The 20,789-nt window shown below is 70.7% G+C and carries 15 protein-coding genes and 1 rRNA gene; 3 read left to right on the top strand and 13 right to left on the bottom strand.

Features of this window, described 5'->3' with window-relative positions; genetic code table 11:
• Positions 1 to 129: 129 nt before the first annotated feature.
• A 16S ribosomal RNA gene (locus Sfulv_RS10955) occupies positions 130 to 1,655 on the bottom strand.
• Between the two features lie 696 nt (positions 1,656 to 2,351).
• Positions 2,352 to 3,359 carry a stage II sporulation protein M gene (locus Sfulv_RS10960; protein WP_173313511.1) on the bottom strand — a complete coding sequence of 336 codons (1,008 nt, stop codon included), beginning with the start codon at positions 3,357 to 3,359 and terminating at the stop codon, positions 2,352 to 2,354.
• Between the two features lie 119 nt (positions 3,360 to 3,478).
• On the opposite strand from Sfulv_RS10960, the gene Sfulv_RS10965 reads away from it, so the two are divergent.
• On the top strand, positions 3,479 to 4,378 hold the full coding sequence (locus Sfulv_RS10965) for an RDD family protein (protein WP_173313512.1): 900 nt from the start codon (positions 3,479 to 3,481) through the stop codon (positions 4,376 to 4,378).
• On the opposite strand, the gene Sfulv_RS10970 is transcribed toward Sfulv_RS10965, so the two are convergent.
• The 8 genes from Sfulv_RS10970 to Sfulv_RS11005 form a co-directional block, all read right to left on the bottom strand.
• On the bottom strand, positions 4,375 to 4,992 hold the full coding sequence (locus Sfulv_RS10970; RefSeq protein WP_173313513.1) for a hypothetical protein: 618 nt from the start codon (positions 4,990 to 4,992) through the stop codon (positions 4,375 to 4,377). The genes Sfulv_RS10965 and Sfulv_RS10970 overlap by 4 nt on opposite strands.
• Before the next feature lie 145 nt (positions 4,993 to 5,137).
• Positions 5,138 to 6,595, bottom strand: a complete 1,458-nt coding sequence (gene ahcY, locus Sfulv_RS10975) for an adenosylhomocysteinase (protein WP_173313514.1) — start codon at positions 6,593 to 6,595, stop codon at positions 5,138 to 5,140.
• Between the two features lie 260 nt (positions 6,596 to 6,855).
• Positions 6,856 to 7,836: a cation diffusion facilitator family transporter gene (locus tag Sfulv_RS10980; protein ID WP_173313515.1), complete on the bottom strand. Its 981-nt coding sequence runs from the start codon at positions 7,834 to 7,836 to the stop codon at positions 6,856 to 6,858.
• 87 nt (positions 7,837 to 7,923) lie between these two features.
• Positions 7,924 to 9,087 (bottom strand): mannose-6-phosphate isomerase, class I, encoded by a 1,164-nt coding sequence (manA, locus tag Sfulv_RS10985; protein ID WP_173313516.1) that lies wholly within the window; start codon positions 9,085 to 9,087, stop codon positions 7,924 to 7,926.
• A 46-nt stretch (positions 9,088 to 9,133) separates the two neighbouring features.
• Positions 9,134 to 10,267 (bottom strand): SIS domain-containing protein, encoded by a 1,134-nt coding sequence (locus Sfulv_RS10990; protein WP_173313517.1) that lies wholly within the window; start codon positions 10,265 to 10,267, stop codon positions 9,134 to 9,136.
• Between the two features lie 109 nt (positions 10,268 to 10,376).
• On the bottom strand, positions 10,377 to 10,559 hold the full coding sequence (locus Sfulv_RS10995; protein ID WP_173313518.1) for a Trm112 family protein: 183 nt from the start codon (positions 10,557 to 10,559) through the stop codon (positions 10,377 to 10,379).
• Between the two features lie 314 nt (positions 10,560 to 10,873).
• Positions 10,874 to 12,241: a phosphomannomutase/phosphoglucomutase gene (locus Sfulv_RS11000; RefSeq protein WP_173313519.1), complete on the bottom strand. Its 1,368-nt coding sequence runs from the start codon at positions 12,239 to 12,241 to the stop codon at positions 10,874 to 10,876.
• Positions 12,242 to 12,424: 183 nt separating this feature from the next.
• On the bottom strand, positions 12,425 to 12,802 hold the full coding sequence (locus tag Sfulv_RS11005) for a DUF3499 domain-containing protein (protein ID WP_218578046.1): 378 nt from the start codon (positions 12,800 to 12,802) through the stop codon (positions 12,425 to 12,427).
• A gap of 320 nt (positions 12,803 to 13,122) precedes the next feature.
• On the opposite strand from Sfulv_RS11005, the gene Sfulv_RS11010 reads away from it, so the two are divergent.
• A complete protein-coding gene (locus tag Sfulv_RS11010; RefSeq protein WP_173317751.1) occupies positions 13,123 to 13,551 on the top strand; it encodes a metallopeptidase family protein in 429 nt (142 codons plus the stop codon).
• A gap of 24 nt (positions 13,552 to 13,575) precedes the next feature.
• Here the strand turns inward: Sfulv_RS11010 and Sfulv_RS11015 are convergent, their stop codons facing one another.
• The 3 genes from Sfulv_RS11015 to Sfulv_RS11025 form a co-directional block, all read right to left on the bottom strand.
• Positions 13,576 to 15,096 carry a DUF5719 family protein gene (locus Sfulv_RS11015; protein ID WP_173313521.1) on the bottom strand — a complete coding sequence of 507 codons (1,521 nt, stop codon included), beginning with the start codon at positions 15,094 to 15,096 and terminating at the stop codon, positions 13,576 to 13,578.
• On the bottom strand, positions 15,093 to 18,902 hold the full coding sequence (locus Sfulv_RS11020; protein WP_173313522.1) for a glycosyltransferase family 2 protein: 3,810 nt from the start codon (positions 18,900 to 18,902) through the stop codon (positions 15,093 to 15,095). Before Sfulv_RS11020 ends, Sfulv_RS11015 begins: the two co-directional genes overlap by 4 nt.
• A gap of 359 nt (positions 18,903 to 19,261) precedes the next feature.
• Positions 19,262 to 19,525, bottom strand: coding sequence for a WhiB family transcriptional regulator (locus tag Sfulv_RS11025; RefSeq protein WP_014046372.1), 264 nt, complete (start codon positions 19,523 to 19,525; stop codon positions 19,262 to 19,264).
• A gap of 755 nt (positions 19,526 to 20,280) precedes the next feature.
• Here Sfulv_RS11025 and Sfulv_RS11030 point away from each other — a divergent pair.
• Positions 20,281 to 20,781, top strand: a complete 501-nt coding sequence (locus tag Sfulv_RS11030) for a cysteine dioxygenase (RefSeq protein ID WP_173313523.1) — start codon at positions 20,281 to 20,283, stop codon at positions 20,779 to 20,781.
• Positions 20,782 to 20,789: the final 8 nt, after the last annotated feature.

The raw sequence follows: 20,789 nt of genomic DNA on the forward strand, positions 1-20,789 counted from the left end.
CGAAGCAGTACTCGAAAAACCAACCTGTCGTGCCGAATAGTCAACGTTCCACCCATGAGCAACCAGCACCGAACATTCGCCGGTGTACTGGCCTCTGACCAAGCAAGCCTGGTAAGAAATGCTCCTTAGAAAGGAGGTGATCCAGCCGCACCTTCCGGTACGGCTACCTTGTTACGACTTCGTCCCAATCGCCAGTCCCACCTTCGACAGCTCCCTCCCACAAGGGGTTGGGCCACCGGCTTCGGGTGTTACCGACTTTCGTGACGTGACGGGCGGTGTGTACAAGGCCCGGGAACGTATTCACCGCAGCAATGCTGATCTGCGATTACTAGCAACTCCGACTTCATGGGGTCGAGTTGCAGACCCCAATCCGAACTGAGACCGGCTTTTTGAGATTCGCTCCGCCTCGCGGCATCGCAGCTCATTGTACCGGCCATTGTAGCACGTGTGCAGCCCAAGACATAAGGGGCATGATGACTTGACGTCGTCCCCACCTTCCTCCGAGTTGACCCCGGCAGTCTCCTGTGAGTCCCCATCACCCCGAAAGGCATGCTGGCAACACAGAACAAGGGTTGCGCTCGTTGCGGGACTTAACCCAACATCTCACGACACGAGCTGACGACAGCCATGCACCACCTGTATACCGACCACAAGGGGGGCACCATCTCTGATGCTTTCCGGTATATGTCAAGCCTTGGTAAGGTTCTTCGCGTTGCGTCGAATTAAGCCACATGCTCCGCTGCTTGTGCGGGCCCCCGTCAATTCCTTTGAGTTTTAGCCTTGCGGCCGTACTCCCCAGGCGGGGAACTTAATGCGTTAGCTGCGGCACCGACGACGTGGAATGTCGCCAACACCTAGTTCCCAACGTTTACGGCGTGGACTACCAGGGTATCTAATCCTGTTCGCTCCCCACGCTTTCGCTCCTCAGCGTCAGTAATGGCCCAGAGATCCGCCTTCGCCACCGGTGTTCCTCCTGATATCTGCGCATTTCACCGCTACACCAGGAATTCCGATCTCCCCTACCACACTCTAGCTAGCCCGTATCGAATGCAGACCCGGGGTTAAGCCCCGGGCTTTCACATCCGACGTGACAAGCCGCCTACGAGCTCTTTACGCCCAATAATTCCGGACAACGCTTGCGCCCTACGTATTACCGCGGCTGCTGGCACGTAGTTAGCCGGCGCTTCTTCTGCAGGTACCGTCACTTTCGCTTCTTCCCTGCTGAAAGAGGTTTACAACCCGAAGGCCGTCATCCCTCACGCGGCGTCGCTGCATCAGGCTTTCGCCCATTGTGCAATATTCCCCACTGCTGCCTCCCGTAGGAGTCTGGGCCGTGTCTCAGTCCCAGTGTGGCCGGTCGCCCTCTCAGGCCGGCTACCCGTCGTCGCCTTGGTAGGCCATTACCCCACCAACAAGCTGATAGGCCGCGGGCTCATCCTTCACCGCCGGAGCTTTTAACCCCGTCCCATGCAGGACAGAGTGTTATCCGGTATTAGACCCCGTTTCCAGGGCTTGTCCCAGAGTGAAGGGCAGATTGCCCACGTGTTACTCACCCGTTCGCCACTAATCCACCCCGAAAGGCTTCATCGTTCGACTTGCATGTGTTAAGCACGCCGCCAGCGTTCGTCCTGAGCCAGGATCAAACTCTCCGTGAATGTTTTCCCGTAATCGGGATCACACCATGAGAGCGGAACGACCGAGTCGGAATAAGACCGGTCGTTCACAGCGTCCTCGCTAGTGTTGCCCACCCCGATACCCCAAAGGGCCGGAGCGGGACTTTTTCAAAGGAACCACCAACCTGCCGAAACAGGCCGGGGTATCAACATATCTGGCGTTGACTTTTGGCACGCTGTTGAGTTCTCAAGGAACGGACGCTTCCTTCGGTCCCGTATCACCGGGGCCCTCCGGGCGCTTCCCTTCGGTCTTGCGTCTCCGACTCTACCAGACACTTTCATGTCCGATTCCCAGTCGAAACGGGATTCGCTTTCCAGTTCCTCGCTTTCGCGATTCCCTTTCCGGCGGTTCCAACGTTACCAGATTCAATTCGTTCCGTTTCCGGTCCGTATCTGAATTCCGGTGACCCGCTGGAGAGTCTTTGCCTTTCGGCTGATCCGACTTTATCAGAAATATTCCGGCCGATTGAACGGCCCGATGATTTCGAAACAAGGGAATCGATAGCTCTGCGGAAGCCTTGGGCCTCCGGTGCGAGCGAGATGAACTTAACTGCCACACCCGTACATGTCCAGTCCGGGTGAACTGTTTAAATCTACCTCCCCACTCCGGCTGTGTCAACAGCTTTTGTGGGCGATGAGGAGAATAGCAGGTCGGCGAGGTCCGTTGCACATCGCTCCTCAGGCCGCGGAGGGCAGCTCCGCGCTGCGCTCGCCCACGTCGAGGTCTCCGGTGTCTCCCGCACGGGCGGCTCGGCCTCCGAGGATGTAGACGTAGGCGAGGAAGGCCAGCTCAGCCGCGATGCCGATGAAGATCCGCGCCCAGGTCGGAAGACCGGAAGGAGTGACGAAGCCTTCGATGAGGCCGGAGATGAACAGCACCAGGGCAAGTCCGATAGCCATACCGATGGCGGCGCGGCCCTGCTGGGCGAGAGCGGAGCGCCGGGTCTGCGGGCCGGGGTCGATGACGGTCCAGCCGAGGCGGAGTCCCGTACCGGCTGCGACGAACACCGCGGTCAGTTCGAGCAGCCCGTGCGGAAGGACGAGGCCGAGGAAGACGTCCAGCCGGCCGGCTGAGGACATCAGGCCGATGCCGACCGCGAGATTGAGGACGTTGACGAAGAGGATGTAGAGCACCGGTATGCAGAGGAACGCGCCGAGGACCAGGCACATGGCAGCGGCTCGCGCGTTGTTCGTCCATACCTGGGCGGCGAACGACGCCGCCGGGTGGCTGGAGTAGTACGACTCGTACTCCCCGCCCGGCGCCGTGAGCCGGCGCAGGTCGTCGGGGGCGGCGATCGCCGACTGGACTTCCGGGTGCGTGCCTATCCACCAGCCGATGAGCGCGGCGAGAAGCGTGGAGAGTACGGCGGTGGGGACCCACCAGTGCCGGGAGCGGTAGACGGCCGCCGGGAATCCGGCGGAGAGGAAGCGTGCGGCGTCACGCCAGGACGCCTTGCGGGTGCCGGTGACCGTGGAGCGGGCGCGGGCGACGAGCTGGGTGAGACGGGCCGTGAGCAGGGGGTCGGGAGCGCTCGACCGGATCAGTGACAGGTGGGTCGCCGTGCGCTGGTAGAGCGCGACAAGTTCATCTGCCTCCGCTCCGGTGAGCCGCCTCCCACGGTGCAGAAGGTGGTCCAGGCGGTCCCACTCGGTGCGGTGGGCGGTGACGAAGACGTCGAGGTCCATGGTCGGCTGCTGCTCCAGGCATGGGTGCGTACGGGTCCGTACTACTGCGGCGCGCTGCTGGTCAGCTTGGCAGACTGGGGTTCCGAGGGGCAGGGAAGGTCTGCGAAGGGTGGGTGGCGATGAATGAGCTGGTGACCGGTGACGCGGTCGTTCTGGGACTGCGGCCGGCGAGGCTTCCGAGCCGCGCGTTGGCGATAGCGATCGACCTCACGGTGCTTCTGGTCGTGTTTGTAATTGTTTCGATCGGCCTTGCTGTCGCGACGGGGTCGCTGGACGAGGCGGCGCAGGCGGCGACAGCCGTCGCGGCCTTCCTCCTCGTGCTGGTGGGGGGTCCCATCGCTGTCGAGACGCTGAGCCACGGCCGTTCGCTGGGGAAGGTGGCGGTCGGGCTGCGCGTGGTGCGCGACGACGGAGGGCCCATCAGGTTCCGCCACGCGCTCGTCCGGGGGTCGATGGGGATCGTCGAGATCCTGATGACGTTCGGCGTCGTCGCGTGTGTCGCGTCGCTGGTGTCGGCGCGTGGGCGGCGGCTCGGTGATGTCTTCGCGGGCACGCTCGTCGTACGTGAGCGGCTGCCGGCCGGACGGGTCGTCGCCGTGCCGCCTCCGCCGCCCTGGCTGGTCGGGCAGTTCGCGCCACTCGACCTGTCGTCGGTTCCCGACGATCTCTGGCTGGCGATCCGGCAGTACCTGACGCGGATGCACCAGCTCGACCCCGGCGTCGGCTGGTCGGTCGCGGAGCGGCTGGCCGGTGATCTGGCGGCGAGGACCGGCGTACCGGTCCCGCCGGGGGTGCCATCGGCTGCCTTCCTGGCGGCAGTGGTGAACGAGCGCCAGGCGCGCGACGCGCAGCGGGCCTTCGCACCCTCGCCGGCCTGGGCGTACGGGGCGCCGGTGCCCGGCGCGGAAGTGCCTGGTCCGGTTGGGGTGGCCGAGGTCGGCGCCGGGGAATCCGGGGCGGGGGTTCCGGTGCGGGAGCCTGCGGCGGGACCTTCCACCGGGTTCGCTCCGCCTGCCTAGTGCGGGGCGGATGAAGGCGGTGACTCCAGGTGTTCGAGCTCGATGCCGGGAGCGGAGAGCACCACGTCTCCGGCCACGTGCACGGTGTGCCTGTCGCCCGTGTCCAGGGCGCTGACCTGGTACTCGTCCACGATCAGCGGGCCGTTGTCAGTGGCGTGCGCTTCACTGTTCACCAGCGCCCAGGACTGATCGACAGTGCGGGGTGCGAGGACCGGGTCGGTGAAGGTGACCAGCCGCACCCGGGTCTCGGTGGAATCGGGGGTGAGGCGGAGAAGTCGGGCAGTGGCGACGAGGAACGCGGGGGACGTACCGGTGAAGGCATGGGCGCGGACATTGCCTTCGGTGGCATGGGCCCCGCTCGGGTCGGTCCGGACCCAGGTGACGCCTTCCAGTGCGGCGCCGCGGACCTGCCAGCTCCTGGCGTGGAGTTCGAGGCGGATGGGACGGCCGAGTTCGTCGAGGGTGAGGTCGAGCGAGCCGAGGTGGTCCCCGGACGGGGCCGTGGTCTGGGAGACGTAGCGCCAGCCGGAGGGGCCGGGGGCGCAGTGGAAGTGTTCTTCGCCGAGGGGGGTGTGGTCGTGGAGATCGTGGAGCGAATACCGGCCGCGGGGCATGGGGTCCTTCGGGTTCCTCGGGCTGTGCGGGTGCGATACGGGGCAGGCCCCCGACACGGGGGTGCGGGGGCCTGCTCGCGTAGCTGCTGCTGAGGCTGTGCCCTCCGCCGGCGCCAGGTGGTGACGACCGGGCGCCGGCGGTGGATCAGTAGCGGTAGTGGTCGGACTTGTACGGCCCGTCGACCTCGACCCCGATGTAGGCGGCCTGCTCGGGACGCAGGGTCGTGAGCTTCACGCCGAGTGCGTCGAGGTGGAGCCTGGCGACCTTCTCGTCGAGGTGCTTGGGCAGCACGTAGACGTCCGTCGGGTACTCCTCGGGCTTCGTGTACAGCTCGATCTGGGCCAGGGTCTGGTCCGCGAACGAGTTGGACATGACGAACGAGGGGTGGCCGGTGGCGTTGCCCAGGTTCAGCAGGCGTCCCTCGGAGAGGACGATCAGGACCTTGCCGTCGGGGAACTTCCAGGTGTGGACCTGCGGCTTGACCTCGTCCTTGACGATGCCCTCGATCTTCGCGAGGCCGGCCATGTCGATCTCGTTGTCGAAGTGACCGATGTTCCCGACGATGGCCTGGTGCTTCATCTTGGCCATGTCGGCGGCCATGATGATGTCCTTGTTGCCCGTCGTGGTGATGAAGATGTCGGCCTGGCTGACGACGTCGTCGAGCGTGGCGACCTGGTAGCCGTCCATCGCCGCCTGCAGGGCGCAGATCGGGTCGATCTCGGTGATGATCACACGGGCGCCCTGGCCGCGCAGGGACTCCGCGCAGCCCTTGCCCACGTCGCCGTAGCCGCAGACGACGGCGGTCTTGCCGCCGATCAGGACGTCGGTGGCGCGGTTGATGCCGTCGATCAGCGAGTGGCGGCAGCCGTACTTGTTGTCGAACTTCGACTTGGTGACGGCGTCGTTGACGTTGATCGCCGGGAAAAGGAGGGTGCCGTCGCGGTGCATCTCGTACAGACGGTGCACACCGGTCGTGGTCTCCTCGGTCACACCGCGGATCTCGGACGCCAGCTGGGTCCACTTCTGCGGGGCCTCGCCGAGGGTGCGGTTCAGCAGGGTGAGGATGTGCGCGTACTCCTCGCTGTCCGCCGTCGCCGGGTCCGGGGCCGCGCCGGCCTTCTCGAACTCGACACCCTTGTGCACGAGGAGGGTGGCGTCACCGCCGTCGTCCAGGATCATGTTCGGGCCGCCGGTGGGGGTGTTCGGCCAGGTCAAAGCCTGCTCCGTGCACCACCAGTACTCCTCAAGCGTCTCGCCCTTCCAGGCGAAGACCGGGACGCCGGCGGGGGCGTCCGGGGTGCCGTCCGGGCCGACCGCGACGGCCGCGGCGGCGTGGTCCTGGGTGGAGAAGATGTTGCAGGAGGCCCAGCGGACCTCGGCACCGAGGGCGACCAGGGTCTCGATGAGCACGGCCGTCTGCACGGTCATGTGCAGCGAGCCGGTGATCCGGGCGCCTGCCAGCGGCTGCGTGGCGGCGTACTCCTTGCGGATCGACATCAGGCCGGGCATCTCGTGCTCGGCGAGGGTGATCTCCTTGCGCCCGAAGGCGGCGAGGGAAAGGTCGGCGACCTTGAAGTCCTGGCGATTGGTGACCGTCGTCATAACGGGCTGCTCCTCGTGATGGGTCGAGGGTGGGCTGGGCTGGCTCTGCGGCGGCGGGCACACGAATGCCCGGGAGTTCGCAGTGCAGTCCGTCGGAGGCCCTCTCTCCCTCGGCCGGTCCACAGTGCGGACCGATCGACCGCCATCAGCAGCGACGTCTGTTACTCCATAAGAATCTACACCGGTCGGCCCGGTGTGCCCCAGCCCGTCCAGGGGCTGCGGGCGGTCACCGGGCCGCGGGGTGTGGACGTCAGCGCTCGTCAGTGGCCGGATTCGGTCGGGGCCGGGGCGCCGGGGAACTCGCCGGGACCGGAGCCCGCGGCGGCGGCCTTCTCGTCGAAGACGTCCGGCTCCAGGTAGATGACCCGGGCGATCGGGACCGCCGCGCGGATGCGGGTCTCGGCGGCGTTGATGGCGTGCGCGATCTCGGCAGCGGTGTCGTCGTGCTCGACCGCGATCTTGGCGGCCACCAGGAGCTCTTCCGGGCCGAGGTGGAGGGTGCGCATGTGGATGATGCGGGTGACCGTCTCGCCGTCGACGACCGCGGCCTTGATCTTCTCCACGTCCTCGATACCCGCGGACTCACCGAGGAGGAGGGACTTCGTCTCGGCGGCGAGAACGATCGCGATGACGATCAGCAGGATGCCGATGCAGAGGGTGCCGATGCCGTCCCAGACGCCGTCGCCGGTGACCAGGGCGAGGCTCACACCGGCGAGAGCCAGGATCAGACCGACGAGGGCCCCGAGGTCCTCCAGGAGGACGACCGGGAGCTCGGGGGCCTTCGAGCGGCGGACGAACTCCGTCCAGGAGCGGTCGCCGCGGGTGAGGTTGGACTCCCGGATGGCCGTACGGAAGGAGAAGGTCTCGGCGATGATCGCGAAGACCAGCACGCCGACCGGCCAGTACCACGCCTCGATCTCGTGCGGGTGCTTGATCTTCTCGTAGCCCTCGTAGATCGCGAACATGCCACCGACCGAGAACAGCACGATGGAGACGAGGAAGGCGTAGATGTAGCGCTCGCGCCCGTACCCGAAGGGGTGCTCCGGGGTGGCCTCGCGTTTGGCCTTCTTGCCGCCGAGCAGCAGGAGTCCCTGGTTGCCGGAGTCGGCGAGCGAGTGGACGCTCTCCGCGAGCATCGACGACGAACCACTGAAGAGGAACGCCACGAATTTGGCGACTGCGATCGCGAGATTGGCGACTAGTGCCGCCACGATCGCCTTGGTTCCGCCTGACGCGCTCATGGGTGCCTGGTGTCCCTTCCTCGGTGCTGCGGCACGGGCGCCGCGGTACGGCCGGACATTGTTGCAGCCGTTGGTGCGGACGGTACGTCAAGCCACCACGGTCGCGCGGAAGAGCGTGCCCGTACGGGAGGCTTCTACGCTTTCGTCCGCGGGAACGAAGACCGATTCGCCGGCGGAGAGTTCGAGATCGCCGACCAGAGGGGCGCCGGACGTGCAGAGCAGGATCTGCGGGGTGGCCGCCGTCAGGTCGACGGGGGCGGCGCCGGGCGAGAGGTCGTAGCGGGAGAGCCGGAACTCGTCGACGGGGGTCTCGTACGGTTCCTCGCCGGACGGTGCCGCCTCGGGGCGCAGGACGCCCGGGTCGGTCGCCTCGAAGCGGACGACGCGCAGGAGTTCGGGGACGTCGATGTGCTTGGGGGTGAGTCCGCAGCGCAGCACGTTGTCGGAGTTGGCCATGATCTCGACACCGAGGCCGCCGAGGTAGGCGTGGGGGACGCCGGCACCGAGGAACAGGGCCTCACCCGGCTGGAGTTCGACGTAGTTCAGGAGCATCGCCGCGAGGACGCCCGGGTCGCCCGGGTAGTGGTGGGCGAGCTGGGCGTACGGGGTGTGGGCGCCGCCGAGGCGTTCGGCGGCGGCTGCCGCCTCGCCGACCGTCGCGGCCGTCTCCGCCGGTTCAGCGGTGAGGATCGCCGTCAGGACCTCGCGCAGGGCCGCCTCTTCGGGCTGGGCGCGCAGGAGGTCCACGTACGGCTTGAGGGAATCGACGCCGAGTGCCTCCATCGCGTCGGCCGATTCGGTGGGCCTGCGGAAGCCGCAGAGTCCCTGGAAGGGCGTGAGCGCGCAGATCAGTTCGGGCTTGTGGTTGGCGTCCTTGTACGTGCGGTGGGGGGCCGCGACCGGGACACCCCGGTTCTCCTCGTCCGCGTACCCCTGCCTGGCCTGGTCGAGGTCGGGGTGCACCTGGAGGGAGAGCGGTGCGCCGGCGGCCAGCAGTTTCAGGAGGAACGGGAGGCGGGGGCCGAACCTGGCGACGACGGCCCGGCCCAGTTCGCGGGCGGGGTCGGCGGCGATGACCTCGGTGAGGGACAGCTCGGCTCCGGAGCGGGTGACCCTGGACGGTGCTCCTGGGTGGGCGCCCATCCACATCTCGGCCTGCGGCTCGCCGGTGGGGGCGATACCGAGCAGCTCGGGGATGGCCGTGGTGGAGCCCCAGGCGTAGGGGCGCACGGTGTTGGAGAGCCGGTCCATGGAGTTCGTCCTCGGGGAAGCGATGGGGTGGGGTGCGGCGGGGTCGTCAGTGGGGCCGGGAGGCCAGGGTCATGTACACGGCGGCGAAGTCGGTGACCGCGAGGAGCTCGGCGAGGGTTTCGAGCTCGGTGCCCTCCTCCGGTTCGAGTTCGCTGATCGGCGTGTCATGGCTGAGGGCAAGTTCACGGGCCGCGGGGGCCGCGCTCAGGCCACCGGCGGGGCGGCCCCGGAGCAGGACGACGCGGGCCCGCATCGCTTCCGGCTCGTCGACGCGGTCCCTGAAGAAGGCGTCGGGGTCGGCTCCCGCGGCGAAGGCCCCGGCCAGCAGCTGGCCGTGCGAGGGCAGTGCCTCGGGCAGGTCGGCGGCGAGGGCCGGGCGACCGGCGAGGTCGGTCAGCACCGCGGCGAACCGGCGTCCGACCGGGCCGGCAGCGCCGGCCTCCGTCCAGATGAGGGGCAGGCTGTCGGCGAGCTCGGCGGCGAGGGTCTTGGCCGGATTGCTGTACGTCGCGATGGCCGGGCCGCAGCGTTCGGCGGTGCGGTCGAGGCGGTCGGCGACGCCCTGAAGCACCTCTTCGGGCGCGTCGACCAGGCTCAGGCGGTCGAGCAGGGCGAGCAGCGGGGTGAGCAGGGCCCAGAGGGTGCCGGGGCCCGCCGCCTCGGTCTCGGCGTCGTACTCGCCGTGCGGGGCGGCCGCCATCGGTACGACGAGGCCGTGCACGCCGTCCACGGCCTCGCGGAGCGGGGACCGCGTGGGAGCGACGGCGACGACCGTGCAGCCGCGGCGGTACGCCTGTTCGGCGAGCTGGGCGAGGCCCGGTTCGGAGCCGTCGGGCGTGGCGATGAGCAGGAGGTCGACGGAGCCGGCCCAGCCGGGGAGCGCCCAGCGCAGGGCGCCTGCGGCGGGGGCGACGCCGGTGGGGTGGATACGGACGACGGGGGCGGCGGCGCCCACGAGTGTGCCGATCAGGTCGGCGACGCCGGATGCGGCGGCGCCGGGGCCCGCGACGAGTACGGCCCTGGGCCGGCCCTCCGGGGTCAGGTTCCCGATGCCGGCCTCCGCGGCGTGCCGCGCCGCGGTACGGACGCGGGCGCCGGCTTCCGCGGCGCCGCGCAGCAGGCCGCGGCGGTCGGCGCGGGCCAGGGCTTCCGGGGCGTCGAGCAATGACTCGTCGAGCATGGCGGGTGGGGCTCCGATCACCGTACGGGGTGCGGGGTGCGGGTCCGGGAGCGCGCGGCGGTGGTCGTCGCCGACCCGGTCGCGCCGTGCGCGGGGTCTCCGGTGGCGTTTACGCGGGGCGGCGGGCTTCGTCGACCAGGAGGACCGGGATGCCGTCGCGCACCGGGTAGGCGAGACCGCAGTCGGTGCCGGTGCACACGAGCTCCGGCTTCTCGGCCGCCGACCGGTCGTCGAGCGGGGAGTGGCAGGCCGGGCAGGCGAGGATCTCCAGAAGGCCGGCTTCGAGCGGCATGGGGTGGGTCCCTTCGGGGCGCGGGGGGTCGTGCGTGGCGGGGTTGCGAGTGCGGGTGCGGTCGCTTGGATCAGGCGACGTCAGCTTAGCGCCGGGGTGGCACGGGCGCGGCCGGGGCCGGTGGGGTGGACGGGGTGCGCCTGCGGTGGGCTGTCCCCCCTGACCGCCCTGACCGTAATCGGGGCTCTGCCCCGGGCCCCGCTCCTCAAACGCCGGAGGGGCTGGGGGCGGAGAACCCATGCGAAGTGCCCCGCTTGAGGCGTCGCGTCGGAGGGCGGTGTCCGGTGGGGGTGCGGTGGAGGGTGGGGAGCGGGTCAGGTGCGGATCAGGGTGAGGACCTCGTCGCGTACCGCCGTCAGCGTCTCCTCGTCCCTCGCCTCCACGTTCAGCCGCAGCAGCGGCTCCGTGTTCGAGGCCCGGACGTTGAACCACCAGTCCTTCGACGTCGCCGTGAGGCCGTCGAGTTCGTCGAAGGTGATGTCGTCGCGGTCGCCGTACGCCGCCTTGATCGCGGCCAGGCGGCCGGCCTGGTCGTCGACGGTGGAGTTGATCTCGCCCGAACCCGTGTAGCGGTCGTACTGGGCGAGGAGTGCCGAGAGCGGGGCCTGCTGGCCTCCCAGGGCTGCCAGTACGTGGAGTGCGGCCAGCATGCCGGTGTCCGCGTTCCAGAAGTCCCGGAAGTAGTAGTGCGCCGAGTGCTCGCCGCCGAAGATCGCGCCGTGTTCGGCCATCTCCGCCTTGATGAAGGAGTGGCCGACGCGCGTACGGACGGGGGTGCCGCCGTTCTCGCGGATCACCTCGGGTACGGACCAGGAGGTGATCAGGTTGTGGATGACGGTGCCCTCGCCGCCGTTGCGGGCGAGTTCCCGGGCCGCGACCAGGGCCGTGATCGCGGACGGGGAGACGCCTGCGCCGCGCTCGTCGACCACGAAGCAGCGGTCCGCGTCGCCGTCGAAGGCGAGGCCGAGGTCGGCGCCCTCGGCGAGTACGCGGGCCTGGAGGTCGACGATGTTCTTCGGGTCGAGCGGGTTGGCCTCGTGGTTCGGGAAGGTGCCGTCCAGTGCGAAGTACATGGGGATCAGGTCCACCGGGAGGTCCGCGAAGACGGTCGGGACGGTGTGGCCGCCCATGCCGTTGCCCGCGTCCACGACGACCTTCAGGGGCCGGACGGCGGAGAGGTCCACCAGGCCGAGGAGGTGCGCGGCGTAGTCGGTGAGGGTGTCGCGTTCCGTGATCGTGCCGGGGGCCGTGGGGGCCCGGTGGGGCGCGCCGTGCGTGGACCAGTCCTCCACCAGGGTGCGGATCTGCGTCAGGCCGGTGTCCTGCCCGACCGGGGCCGCGCCCGCCCGGCACATCTTGATCCCGTTGTAGCGGGCCGGGTTGTGCGAAGCCGTGAACATGGCACCCGGCAGGTCCAGCGCCCCGGACGCGTAGTACAGCTGGTCCGTCGAGCAGAGACCGATCAGGGTGACGTCGGCGCCGCGCGCCGCGGCGCCCCGGGCGAAGGCCGCGGCCAGGCCGGGCGAGGAGGGCCGCATGTCGTGGCCGACGACGATCGCGTCCGCTTCGGTGACCTGGACGAAGGCGGCGCCGAAGAGTTCGGACAGGGGCTCGTCCCACTGGTCGGGCACGACGCCGCGCACGTCGTACGCCTTCACGAGCTGCGACAGATCAGCAACCACGGCCGGTCCTCCTGGGGGTCTCTGCGGAGCGCCCAAACTACCCGGGATGCCGGTCAGAGCGGCATCCAGCCCGGTCAGGGAGTGGGTGGCCGGAGCGGGAGGCGGTGGCGGGGCCTCCGACGCGTAGGAGGTGCGGGAGAGCCGCGAGAGGTGCGGGAGAGCCGGGGGCGGTCGCGGCGGCTGTCAGGAGTCGGGCGAGCGGAGCACCCGCAGATGGCCCCGGCGCGCTACCTCCACCGGGTCCGCCGTACGCGGTCCGCGACTGCCGGAGCCGGGTCCGCGGTCGGGCGGCCTCGCCGCTTCACGTACCGCGTTGGCCAGCGCTTCGAGGTCGTCACCGCTGGGGCGCGTGGGAGCGGACGGGTCGGAGAGCCGGACGACCTCCCAGCCGCGCGGCGCGGTGAGCCGCTCACTGTGTTCGGCGCAGAGGTCGTAGCAGTGGGGCTCGGCATAGGTGGCGAGCGGGCCGAGGACCGCAGTCGAATCGGCATAGACGTACGTCAGTGTCGCGACGGCAGGGCGGCCGCACGCGGTTCGCGAACAGCGACGTACAGGGCTCACGACGTTGGACGGTACCGCACTCTTGAGCGGGCTGCGACGACTCTCCCGCACCTCACCCCCACGTGTCGCCCTGTGACATCACGCACAGCCGTCTCGCGGCTGACCGGCCTGACCTGCCCGGTAGCGGAAACCGTCACGGGGCGTCCCCTCGATTCCGGCCGTCGCCGGGCGCGCGCACCGTCGTTCGGCGGGTGCGCGGCTGTCGGAGGCGGGGCCTGATCCGGTCTCACCTTGGCCTGAATGTTCGGAAGGAAACGCACGTCGGGCCCGTACGGGAGGGGCGTTCGGCTCGCCGCCGGGAGGGTTACGCTGCGTCGGTGATGGACAGTCCCGTACCCCCCCACCCGCCCGAGCCCCGCATGCGTCGCCGCGACCGTCACGGGCGCGGTATGCGCGGGCCGGTCGCACCGCCGCAGGTGCCGCTGTCGACCAGCAGGAGTGAGACGTTCCGCGACCTCGTGCAGGACTCGGTGGAACGGCTCGAACGGCGCTGGCCGCAGCTGGCGGACGTCGACTTCCAGGTCCTGGACGTGCCGGGAACGCTCGGTGACACCGTGCCGCTGGGGCGCGCGGTCTCCGCCGGGAAGGGGCAGCCCGCTCAGGTCGTCGTCTACCGGCGCCCTGTCGAGATCCGTGCCAAGAGCCGCGACGAACGCGCCCTGCTGGTGCACGAGATCGTGGTCGAACAGGTCGCCGAGCTGCTCGGGCTGGCGCCTGAGTCGGTCGATCCCCGGTACGGGCAGGACTGAGCCGGGGGCGGGCGGGAGGGGCGGTCAGTCGTCCAGGAGCGAGAGGTCCTGGCGGGCCGTCGGCACCTCCACCGTGCCTCCGTCGTCGGCCAGCGTCTGCACCGTGAACATGTCGACGCCGCCCTCCGGAAGGGCGAGTGTGCGCGCCGCGTGGACCGGTCCGCCCGACTCCGTCTCCACCGTCAGCGCGTAGCTGCCCTTGAGCCCGGACGGGACGGGCGGGACCACCGCGAGTGTGGTGCCTGCCTTGACCGTGTACGTCTTGACGGTCTGTTCGCCGCCCTGGCTGCCCGCCGACGCGGTGACCCTGACCTCGGCCGTCCTGCCCGGGGCTGTGAGGGAGAGCGTCGAGCCCTTGGCCCGGTTGTCGGCCACGCTCGCGCGGGAGCCCACCGGTGCGGTCGCCGGGATGAAGGCGACCTCCCGCTTGCTCCCGGTTCCCCGGACCACGCGCAGCGCGGCCACGATCGGGGTGGTGCGCCTGGCGTCCACGGGTGTCAGCCGGAGCGAACCCGGCTCACCCCGGGTGATGTCCCTCAGGTCGACGCTCGCGGTCATGTTCGACTTGATGCGCAGGGTGTCGTTCCCGGCGGGGCTGAACATCGCGCTCTTCCCCATCATCTGCACCTTCATGTCGGCGTCGTCCTCGCCCGGCGCGAAGGCCACCAGCTGGACGGAGGTCGCGTCGGCCGGGATGCCGGGCAGCACGAGGGTCTCCGCCGGGTCGACGGACGGGGCCAGCCAGTCACTGCCCACCGTGTCGTCCGCGACCCGCACGAGGGCCCCGATCCGGCCGGACCGGGTGGTGACGTGGACGGCCACGTCCTGGACGGCCTCGCTCGTCAGGGTGGAGATCAGCATCGGGACGCTGGAGCGGGCCGGGACGGTGATGCCCTCGCCCACATCGGACTGGAGGGGCCCGTCCGGGCCGAACAGCTCGATGTCGGCGACGGCGGCGCTGTCGTCGGGGTTGGTGAGGTGGACGTAGTCCCGGCGCGCCTTGGAGGTGCTCGCTCCGGGGAACCAGAAGTCCGTGTCGGGTCGTGTGCAGGTGGCCCCGAGCAGTCCGCGGGCCTCCCCCGCGGTGACGGCGGTGGTCTGCTGGGCGGTCCAGCCGGGTGCCAGGCGGCCGGTGGCGGTGCCGACCAGGGCGGGGGCGTCGGAGGCCGAGGTCTCGGCGCCCACCGGGCGGCCGGGCTCCTTGAGGGCGACGACCGGCTTGTCGGCCTCCGCCGCGGCCTTCTTCTCCTTCTCCGGGTCCGGTTCCGCCACCTCGTCGGTGGTGAGCGCGAGGGCGGGCTTCAGCTCGGCCTCGCCCGCCCCGCCGTCGCCCTCGCCCGCCGGGGTGAAGGACGTGTACGTCGTGCTCGCCAGGTCGGAGCTGCTGGGCGCCGGGCAGAGCAGGCTCGACCGTTCGACGGGCAGCCGGGTCGCGGCCTTCGCCTCGGGGGCGGCCGGATCGCCCGGCGCGTTGAGCGCGGCGAAGCCGGTGACCGCGGCGAGGGCGACGACGCCCGCGATGAGGGAAAGGGGGGTGGACTTCACTCGGACTCGCCTCGCGATGCGTTACCGGGGTACCACGGGGTCTCGCCCGGGGCGGGGGTTTCGTCGTGCTCGTCGTTCGGGGTGACGTAGTGGCCCTGGCCGCCGTACGGGGCGGTCTCGCCCGGACCCGTGGCGTAGGGCTGCTGTGCGTAGCCGTACTGGTCGTAGGCGGGGTTCTGCTGGTACGGGTCGGCCTGGTACGGGTCGGCCTGGTACTGCCCGGCTGCCGGGTACTGCTCGCCGCCGTACTGGCCGGCCGGCGGCTGCACACCGCTCCCGTACTGCTCGCCCTGGTACTGCTGCTGGTCGGCGCCCTGGTACTGCTGCCCGTCCCACTGGGCGTACTGCTGGTGCGGGACCGCCGCGTACGGGTCGGACCCGGGCTGCTGGGCGTAGGCGTCCTGGCCCTCCGGGACCGCCGCGTACGGGTCGGCGGACTGCTGCGCCGGGATGTACTCCCCGGGCGCCTCCACCGGGGCCGCTGCGGACGTTTCACCCTCCTGGCCGTCCTCGGCCTCCGCCAGGGCCGCGGCCCGGAGCCTGCGGGCCCTGCGGCCCTCCCCCGCGACCGGTTCGGGCGGAACGGCGTCGGTCTCCTCCGGCAGGTCGTCGTCGATCCGCCTGCGCCGGCCCGGCAGGGCGAGCACCAGCAGGACCACCGCGAGCAGGGCCTGCGCCCAGATCCAGAGGGTGTGCGTGACCGGGGCGTCGTACGTCAGGTCCAGCGTGCCGCCTTCGGCGGGCAGCTCGAAGCCCTGGGCCCAGCCGTCGACGGTCCGGCCGGTCAGGGGCTTCCCGTCGAGCGTGGCCTGCCAGCCCGGGTCCGCCGCGTCGGCGATCCGCAGCACGCGGCCCGCGGCCCCCGAGGGGACCTTGGTGTGGGCGGCCACCGGCCGCGAGGCGACGGGCAGCCACTCGCCCTCCTCGCCGCCTCCGGCGGACGGGGGGACGATCATGACCCTGGCGACCTGACGGTCGACCCACCACAGGGCGCTGCCGTCCAGCTGGCTGAGCCGGCTCAGGCCCGGCGTCGCGTCGAGCACCCGGCTCACCTGGCGCGGGGCCCCGTCGCGGACCAGGACGTACCGGATGGCGAAGCCGCTCAGCTGGCGGCCCTGGTCGGCGCCCGACCCCGCGACGAGGTTGGCGACGGCCTTGTCGAGGTGGGGGTTGCCGCCGCCCGACTCGGTCAGCTCGGCGTCCCCGAGGCGGGCGCCCGAGCCACGGACCAGGGTGTACGAGACGGAAGCCGGTGACGTACCGCCGAGGACCAGGGTGCGGGGCTGGTCCGGGGTGACGCTCTCCGCCGCGACGAACGCGGGCACCTGCACCGGGTCCCGGCGCTCCAGCGGTCCGGCGGCGCCGCCCGCCATCCAGACGAACGCGGCCAGGACGGGAGCGGCCAGGGCGGCCAGGGCGATCAGGGCCGCTACGGGCTGGCGCCAGCCGAAGCTGAGCTCGGCGACCCGTACCCGGGCGCCGTCCGCCCCGAGCAGGGCGGCGGCGATCAGCGCCATGCCGTAGACGAGGGTGGCGGGGCCGGCCCACGTCGAGCCGTTGGCGATGCCCGCGAAGAGCAGGGCGACGAGCGCGACGGCCCAGGCCGTACGGATCGCGGACTGCCGCTCGCCGCGCAGCAGCGCCGCGAGGGCGGCCAGCACGATGCCCAGGAGCAGGAAGCCGCCCGCCGCCTTCGGGCCGCCCGGACTGATGCCGAGGAGGTCGACGGCGGACGCGGTACCGGCGCCGAGGTCGAGACCCGCCTCCTTGAGGAAGTCGGCGGGGCTGGTCAGCAGGGTCAGTGACCAGGGCGCCAGGACGAGCAGCGGGGTGCCGGCGGCGGCCAGGAAGCGGAGCGCGTAGGCGGTGATGTCGCCCCTGCGCAGGACGAGCACGCCGATGCCCAGAGTCACCGCGAGCGGCCAGACGATGGGCGTGAAGGCCGTCGCGAGGGTGAGCAGCAGGGCGTACGCCCAGGTGGCGCGCCAGCTGCCGCGGGGTGTTCCCGTCCCCGGTGCGACGCGCAGTCCGTGGGCCGGGACGGCGGCTCCCGCGATCAGCGGGAGCAGGACGGCGAGGACGGCGGTGCCGAGGCGGCCGGTGGCCAGTGCGCCGGTTGCGGCGGGCAGGAAGGCGTACGCGACGCTCGCCCAGGCCCGCAGGAGCCGTGACGGGATCAGCGGCCGGGAGACGAAGTAGGCGGTGAGTCCGGCGAGCGGCACCGAGCAGACCAGGAGCAGGGTGAGCGCGAATCCCGTGGAGCCGAGGAACAGGGTGGACAGGGCGGCGATCATCGCGAGGTAGGGCGGCGCGGTCTGGGTGCCGCCGGTGCCTACCGGATGCCAGCCGTCCGCGTAGCGCCCCCACAGTTCGGAGACGTCCGCGGGCGCGGGCAGCAGCGCGCCGCCCGCGAGTGCCCCGCCGCCCAGGAGGCCCCGGCAGGCGATGAGGGAGACGAGCAGGAGGAGGGCGAAGAGGACGGGGCCCGGCCTGCGTGCGATCCGCTTCAGCCGGGCGAACTGCTCGACCTCCAGGAAGTCGGCGTCGTCACCGCCGGGGCCGGACTCCACCGCGCCGTGCCGCGAGCCTCCGGATTCGGACTCGGATCGGGTGCCGAAGTTGTCGGCGACCTGTTCGACGGTGGCGCGGACGGTGGCGCCGGGCGGGGGGAACAGGGAGCGCAGTTCACCGGCGTCGACCGCGGCTCTGCCTCGCCGGCGCCTGGCCGCCATGATCCTGCCGGGCCGCAGCAGGGTGCCGAGGAGTCCGGTGACCTCGTCGACGGCCTGTCCGGGGACCTTGCCCACCAGGTAGGCGAGGGTGCGGAGCAGGGTGCCGACGACCAGCCGGAGCAGGACCCACGGCAGGGCCTTGCCCTGGGCGTTGACGAGCATCGTGTAGACCGCGCCCGACTTGTCGACGCGGTGCGGGCTGGAGACGGAGCGCCCGGCGCAGTCGATCGGGCGGCGTTCGCGCGCGGACGCCTCGGCGTGCCGCAGGACGGCGCCGGGGGCGATGAGCACCCGGTGTCCCGCGCTGTGCGCGCGCCAGCAGAGGTCCACGTCGTCGCGGATCAGGGGAAGGCCGCGGTCGAACCCGCCGAGCTCCTCCCAGACGTCCCGGCGGATCAGCATGCCGGCGGAGGAGACGGAGAGCACGGTGCGGACCTGGTCGTGCTGGCCCTGGTCCTGCTCGCGGCGGTCCAGTCCGGTCCAGCGGCGGCCGCTGTTGGCGATGGACACACCGACTTCGAGCAGTTGCTTGCGGTCGTACCAGCCGCGCACCTTGGGGCCGACGATCGCGGCGTGCCGGTCGCCGTCGACGACGCGGAGCAGCTCGGCGAGCGCGTCGGGCTCGGGTGCGGAGTCGTCGTGCAGCAGCCAGAGCCACTGGACCGGCTCGCCGTGCGGGAGCTCGGGCAGGTCGTAGGCGTCGTCGCGCCAGGAGCGGGTGACCGGGTCCCAGCCGCTGGGCCGCTTCAGGTACGGCAGGTCCTCGGAGGTGAGGACACCGGCCGTACGGACTGCCTCGTCGACGGCGGTGCCGAAGCCCGTACGGCGTGCGAGGTGCAGGACGCGCTCGCCGCCGATGGCCTCGGTGACCAGCCGCGCGGAGTCGTCGGCGCTGCCGGTGTCGGCTGCCACGGCGTTCTGCACGGGGCGTTCCTGGCCGAGCAGCCCGGCGAGCACGTCGGGCAGCCAGCGTGCGCCGTCGTGGGAGACGAGCACGGCGGTGACGACGTGCCGGGGGAACTCAGGGGCGGTGGCGGCCGGATTCGGCGCCGCCGGGTGGCTGTGCACGGACATCGAGGTACGGGCCCTCCGGCCGGGTCCGGGGGGCGTCCCCCCGGGGGCTGCATCGGTGTACACGCGCGCCCCGGCGGGGCGTTGGCGCATCTCGGACGGGGCCCCACACTAACGGTACGGACAACTGAGGCGGCGCCGAGCGGGGGAACCGGGTCCGGGGCGCGGCTTCCGGGCCCGGACCGGCGGGTGCGGACATGGCGGCGGCCCGTTGTCCCGGCCCTGCGGGGCAGGGTCCGGACAACGGGCCGTCGGCCTGTTCACGACGCGGCGGTCGCGGCCGGTGAGGGGTCAGCTCCCGGACGCGGCCGTCGCCGGTTGCGCGGTGCCTCGGCGGCAGGCCGCCCCGGCGGTACGGCTTCTCAGATGGCGGCCTTCTTGAGGCGCCGCCGCTCGCGCTCGGAGAGCCCGCCCCAGATGCCGAACCGCTCGTCGTTGGCCAGCGCGTACTCAAGGCACTCGGACCGGACCTCACAGGCGAGACAGACCTTCTTGGCCTCGCGGGTGGAGCCGCCCTTCTCGGGAAAGAAGGACTCGGGATCGGTCTGGGCGCACAGCGCGCGCTCCTGCCAGCCGAGTTCCTCGTCCGCGTCCTCGACCAGCAGTTGCTGGAACAGCTCGGTCATGTGCGCCCCTCGTCCGTCTCTTGCGTCCCCGTGTTGCGGCCGCTACTGGTTGCGACCGGCCGACACGAGTGAAATTACAAGTGTGTATCTCCGTGCCAGTCAAGCGAAGATCTGGTATTGGCCCCGGGATTCACTCTGCGGAACCAAGCGTATGCGGTAAGTGTTCAAATCGTCAAAAACCTGACATATGCCTTGCGGGTGGTGCGTCATCCGCTCTCACCGGGTGAGACGACCGGATACCCGCGCTGTCGCGATTCGATCACCGAAGCGACCAAGATCACATTCGGGTCACAGGCCCCCAACGGCGTTTGCCCGCGCGGTTGATGCGCCATGTCTCCGCTGATGCCGCTGCACAAACCTTTCTTCGGATCAGGCAACCGGATGAGGTGAAACATTGCGGCCAAACCGGTCATTGAGTTGACACACATCCTGGGAGCCGGTCTGCTTGACCGCATGCCAGCGATGACCTCAGCCATGCGCACGACCCACGTCCGTGGGTTCCGCACCGCTGTCCAGGCCCGCTGTTGCTGTTCCAGCTGTCACAGCTGTTGATGTCCTCGCGGCCCCTGGCCGTCCGCGCGCTCCCGCTCCGAATCCGGCGTCCGGCCTCAGCTGCCGATCCGGCTCTCCAGCTCCTCCCGCGCGACGGCTCATCGCTCCCGTGACTCGTCAGCCCCGCGACTCCCCTTCGCGCGACGCCCCCGCCACGCGACGCCCCCCGCACGTGCCACTCACGCCGAGGAACCACCGCACCCATGAACAGCGACAGCGACCTCCAGATCGCCGGCGACATCCTTGAGGTCCAGCACCTCCTGCGGCCCGCCCGCGAGCACCCCTCCACCGTGGCCGAGTTCGCCGGCCTGGCCCGTTCCCTCGCGGCCGACCGCGCCCGGTGGGCGCCCCTCGTCCAGTACGACAGCGCGAGCCGCTGGTACCACCGCCTGCGCAAGGGACCCGGCTACGAGGTCTGGCTGCTCAGCTGGGTGCCCGGCCAGGGCAGCGGACGCCACGACCACGGCCCGTCCTCCGGCGTACTGACCGTGCTGGAAGGACAGTTGACCGAGCACACCCACCGCGGGACGCGTTCCCTGCGCGCCGGCACGGAGCGGGTCCTCGCCCCCGGCCAGGTGCACGAGGTCGTCAACGACTCGCTGGAACCGGCCGTCAGCCTGCACATCTACTTCCCCGGCCTGACCGACATGCCGATGCACGCGGCCCGATGCGCCCCGGCCGCCGTGGATGTCGTACCCGCCTGACAAACTGC

Origin of the sequence: Streptomyces fulvorobeus, assembly GCF_013167895.1 — a bacterium.
Classification (GTDB): Bacteria; Actinomycetota; Actinomycetes; order Streptomycetales; family Streptomycetaceae; genus Streptomyces; species Streptomyces fulvorobeus.

What these genes read in the sequence shown, in the direction of transcription:
- Sfulv_RS11030 (WP_173313523.1), top strand. Translation starts at nt 20,281, where the DNA reads ATGAACAGCGACAGCGACCTCCAGATCGCCGGCGACATCCTTGAGGTC.
- Sfulv_RS10970 (WP_173313513.1), bottom strand. Translation starts at nt 4,992, where the DNA reads ATGCCCCGCGGCCGGTATTCGCTCCACGATCTCCACGACCACACCCCC.
- Sfulv_RS11025 (WP_014046372.1), bottom strand. Translation starts at nt 19,525, where the DNA reads ATGACCGAGCTGTTCCAGCAACTGCTGGTCGAGGACGCGGACGAGGAA.
- Sfulv_RS10965 (WP_173313512.1), top strand. Translation starts at nt 3,479, where the DNA reads ATGAATGAGCTGGTGACCGGTGACGCGGTCGTTCTGGGACTGCGGCCG.
- Sfulv_RS11020 (WP_173313522.1), bottom strand. Translation starts at nt 18,902, where the DNA reads ATGTCCGTGCACAGCCACCCGGCGGCGCCGAATCCGGCCGCCACCGCC.
- Sfulv_RS10960 (WP_173313511.1), bottom strand. Translation starts at nt 3,359, where the DNA reads ATGGACCTCGACGTCTTCGTCACCGCCCACCGCACCGAGTGGGACCGC.
- Sfulv_RS10990 (WP_173313517.1), bottom strand. Translation starts at nt 10,267, where the DNA reads ATGCTCGACGAGTCATTGCTCGACGCCCCGGAAGCCCTGGCCCGCGCC.
- Sfulv_RS10980 (WP_173313515.1), bottom strand. Translation starts at nt 7,836, where the DNA reads ATGAGCGCGTCAGGCGGAACCAAGGCGATCGTGGCGGCACTAGTCGCC.
- ahcY (WP_173313514.1), bottom strand. Translation starts at nt 6,595, where the DNA reads ATGACGACGGTCACCAATCGCCAGGACTTCAAGGTCGCCGACCTTTCC.
- manA (WP_173313516.1), bottom strand. Translation starts at nt 9,087, where the DNA reads ATGGACCGGCTCTCCAACACCGTGCGCCCCTACGCCTGGGGCTCCACC.
- Sfulv_RS10995 (WP_173313518.1), bottom strand. Translation starts at nt 10,559, where the DNA reads ATGCCGCTCGAAGCCGGCCTTCTGGAGATCCTCGCCTGCCCGGCCTGC.
- Sfulv_RS11010 (WP_173317751.1), top strand. Translation starts at nt 13,123, where the DNA reads ATGGACAGTCCCGTACCCCCCCACCCGCCCGAGCCCCGCATGCGTCGC.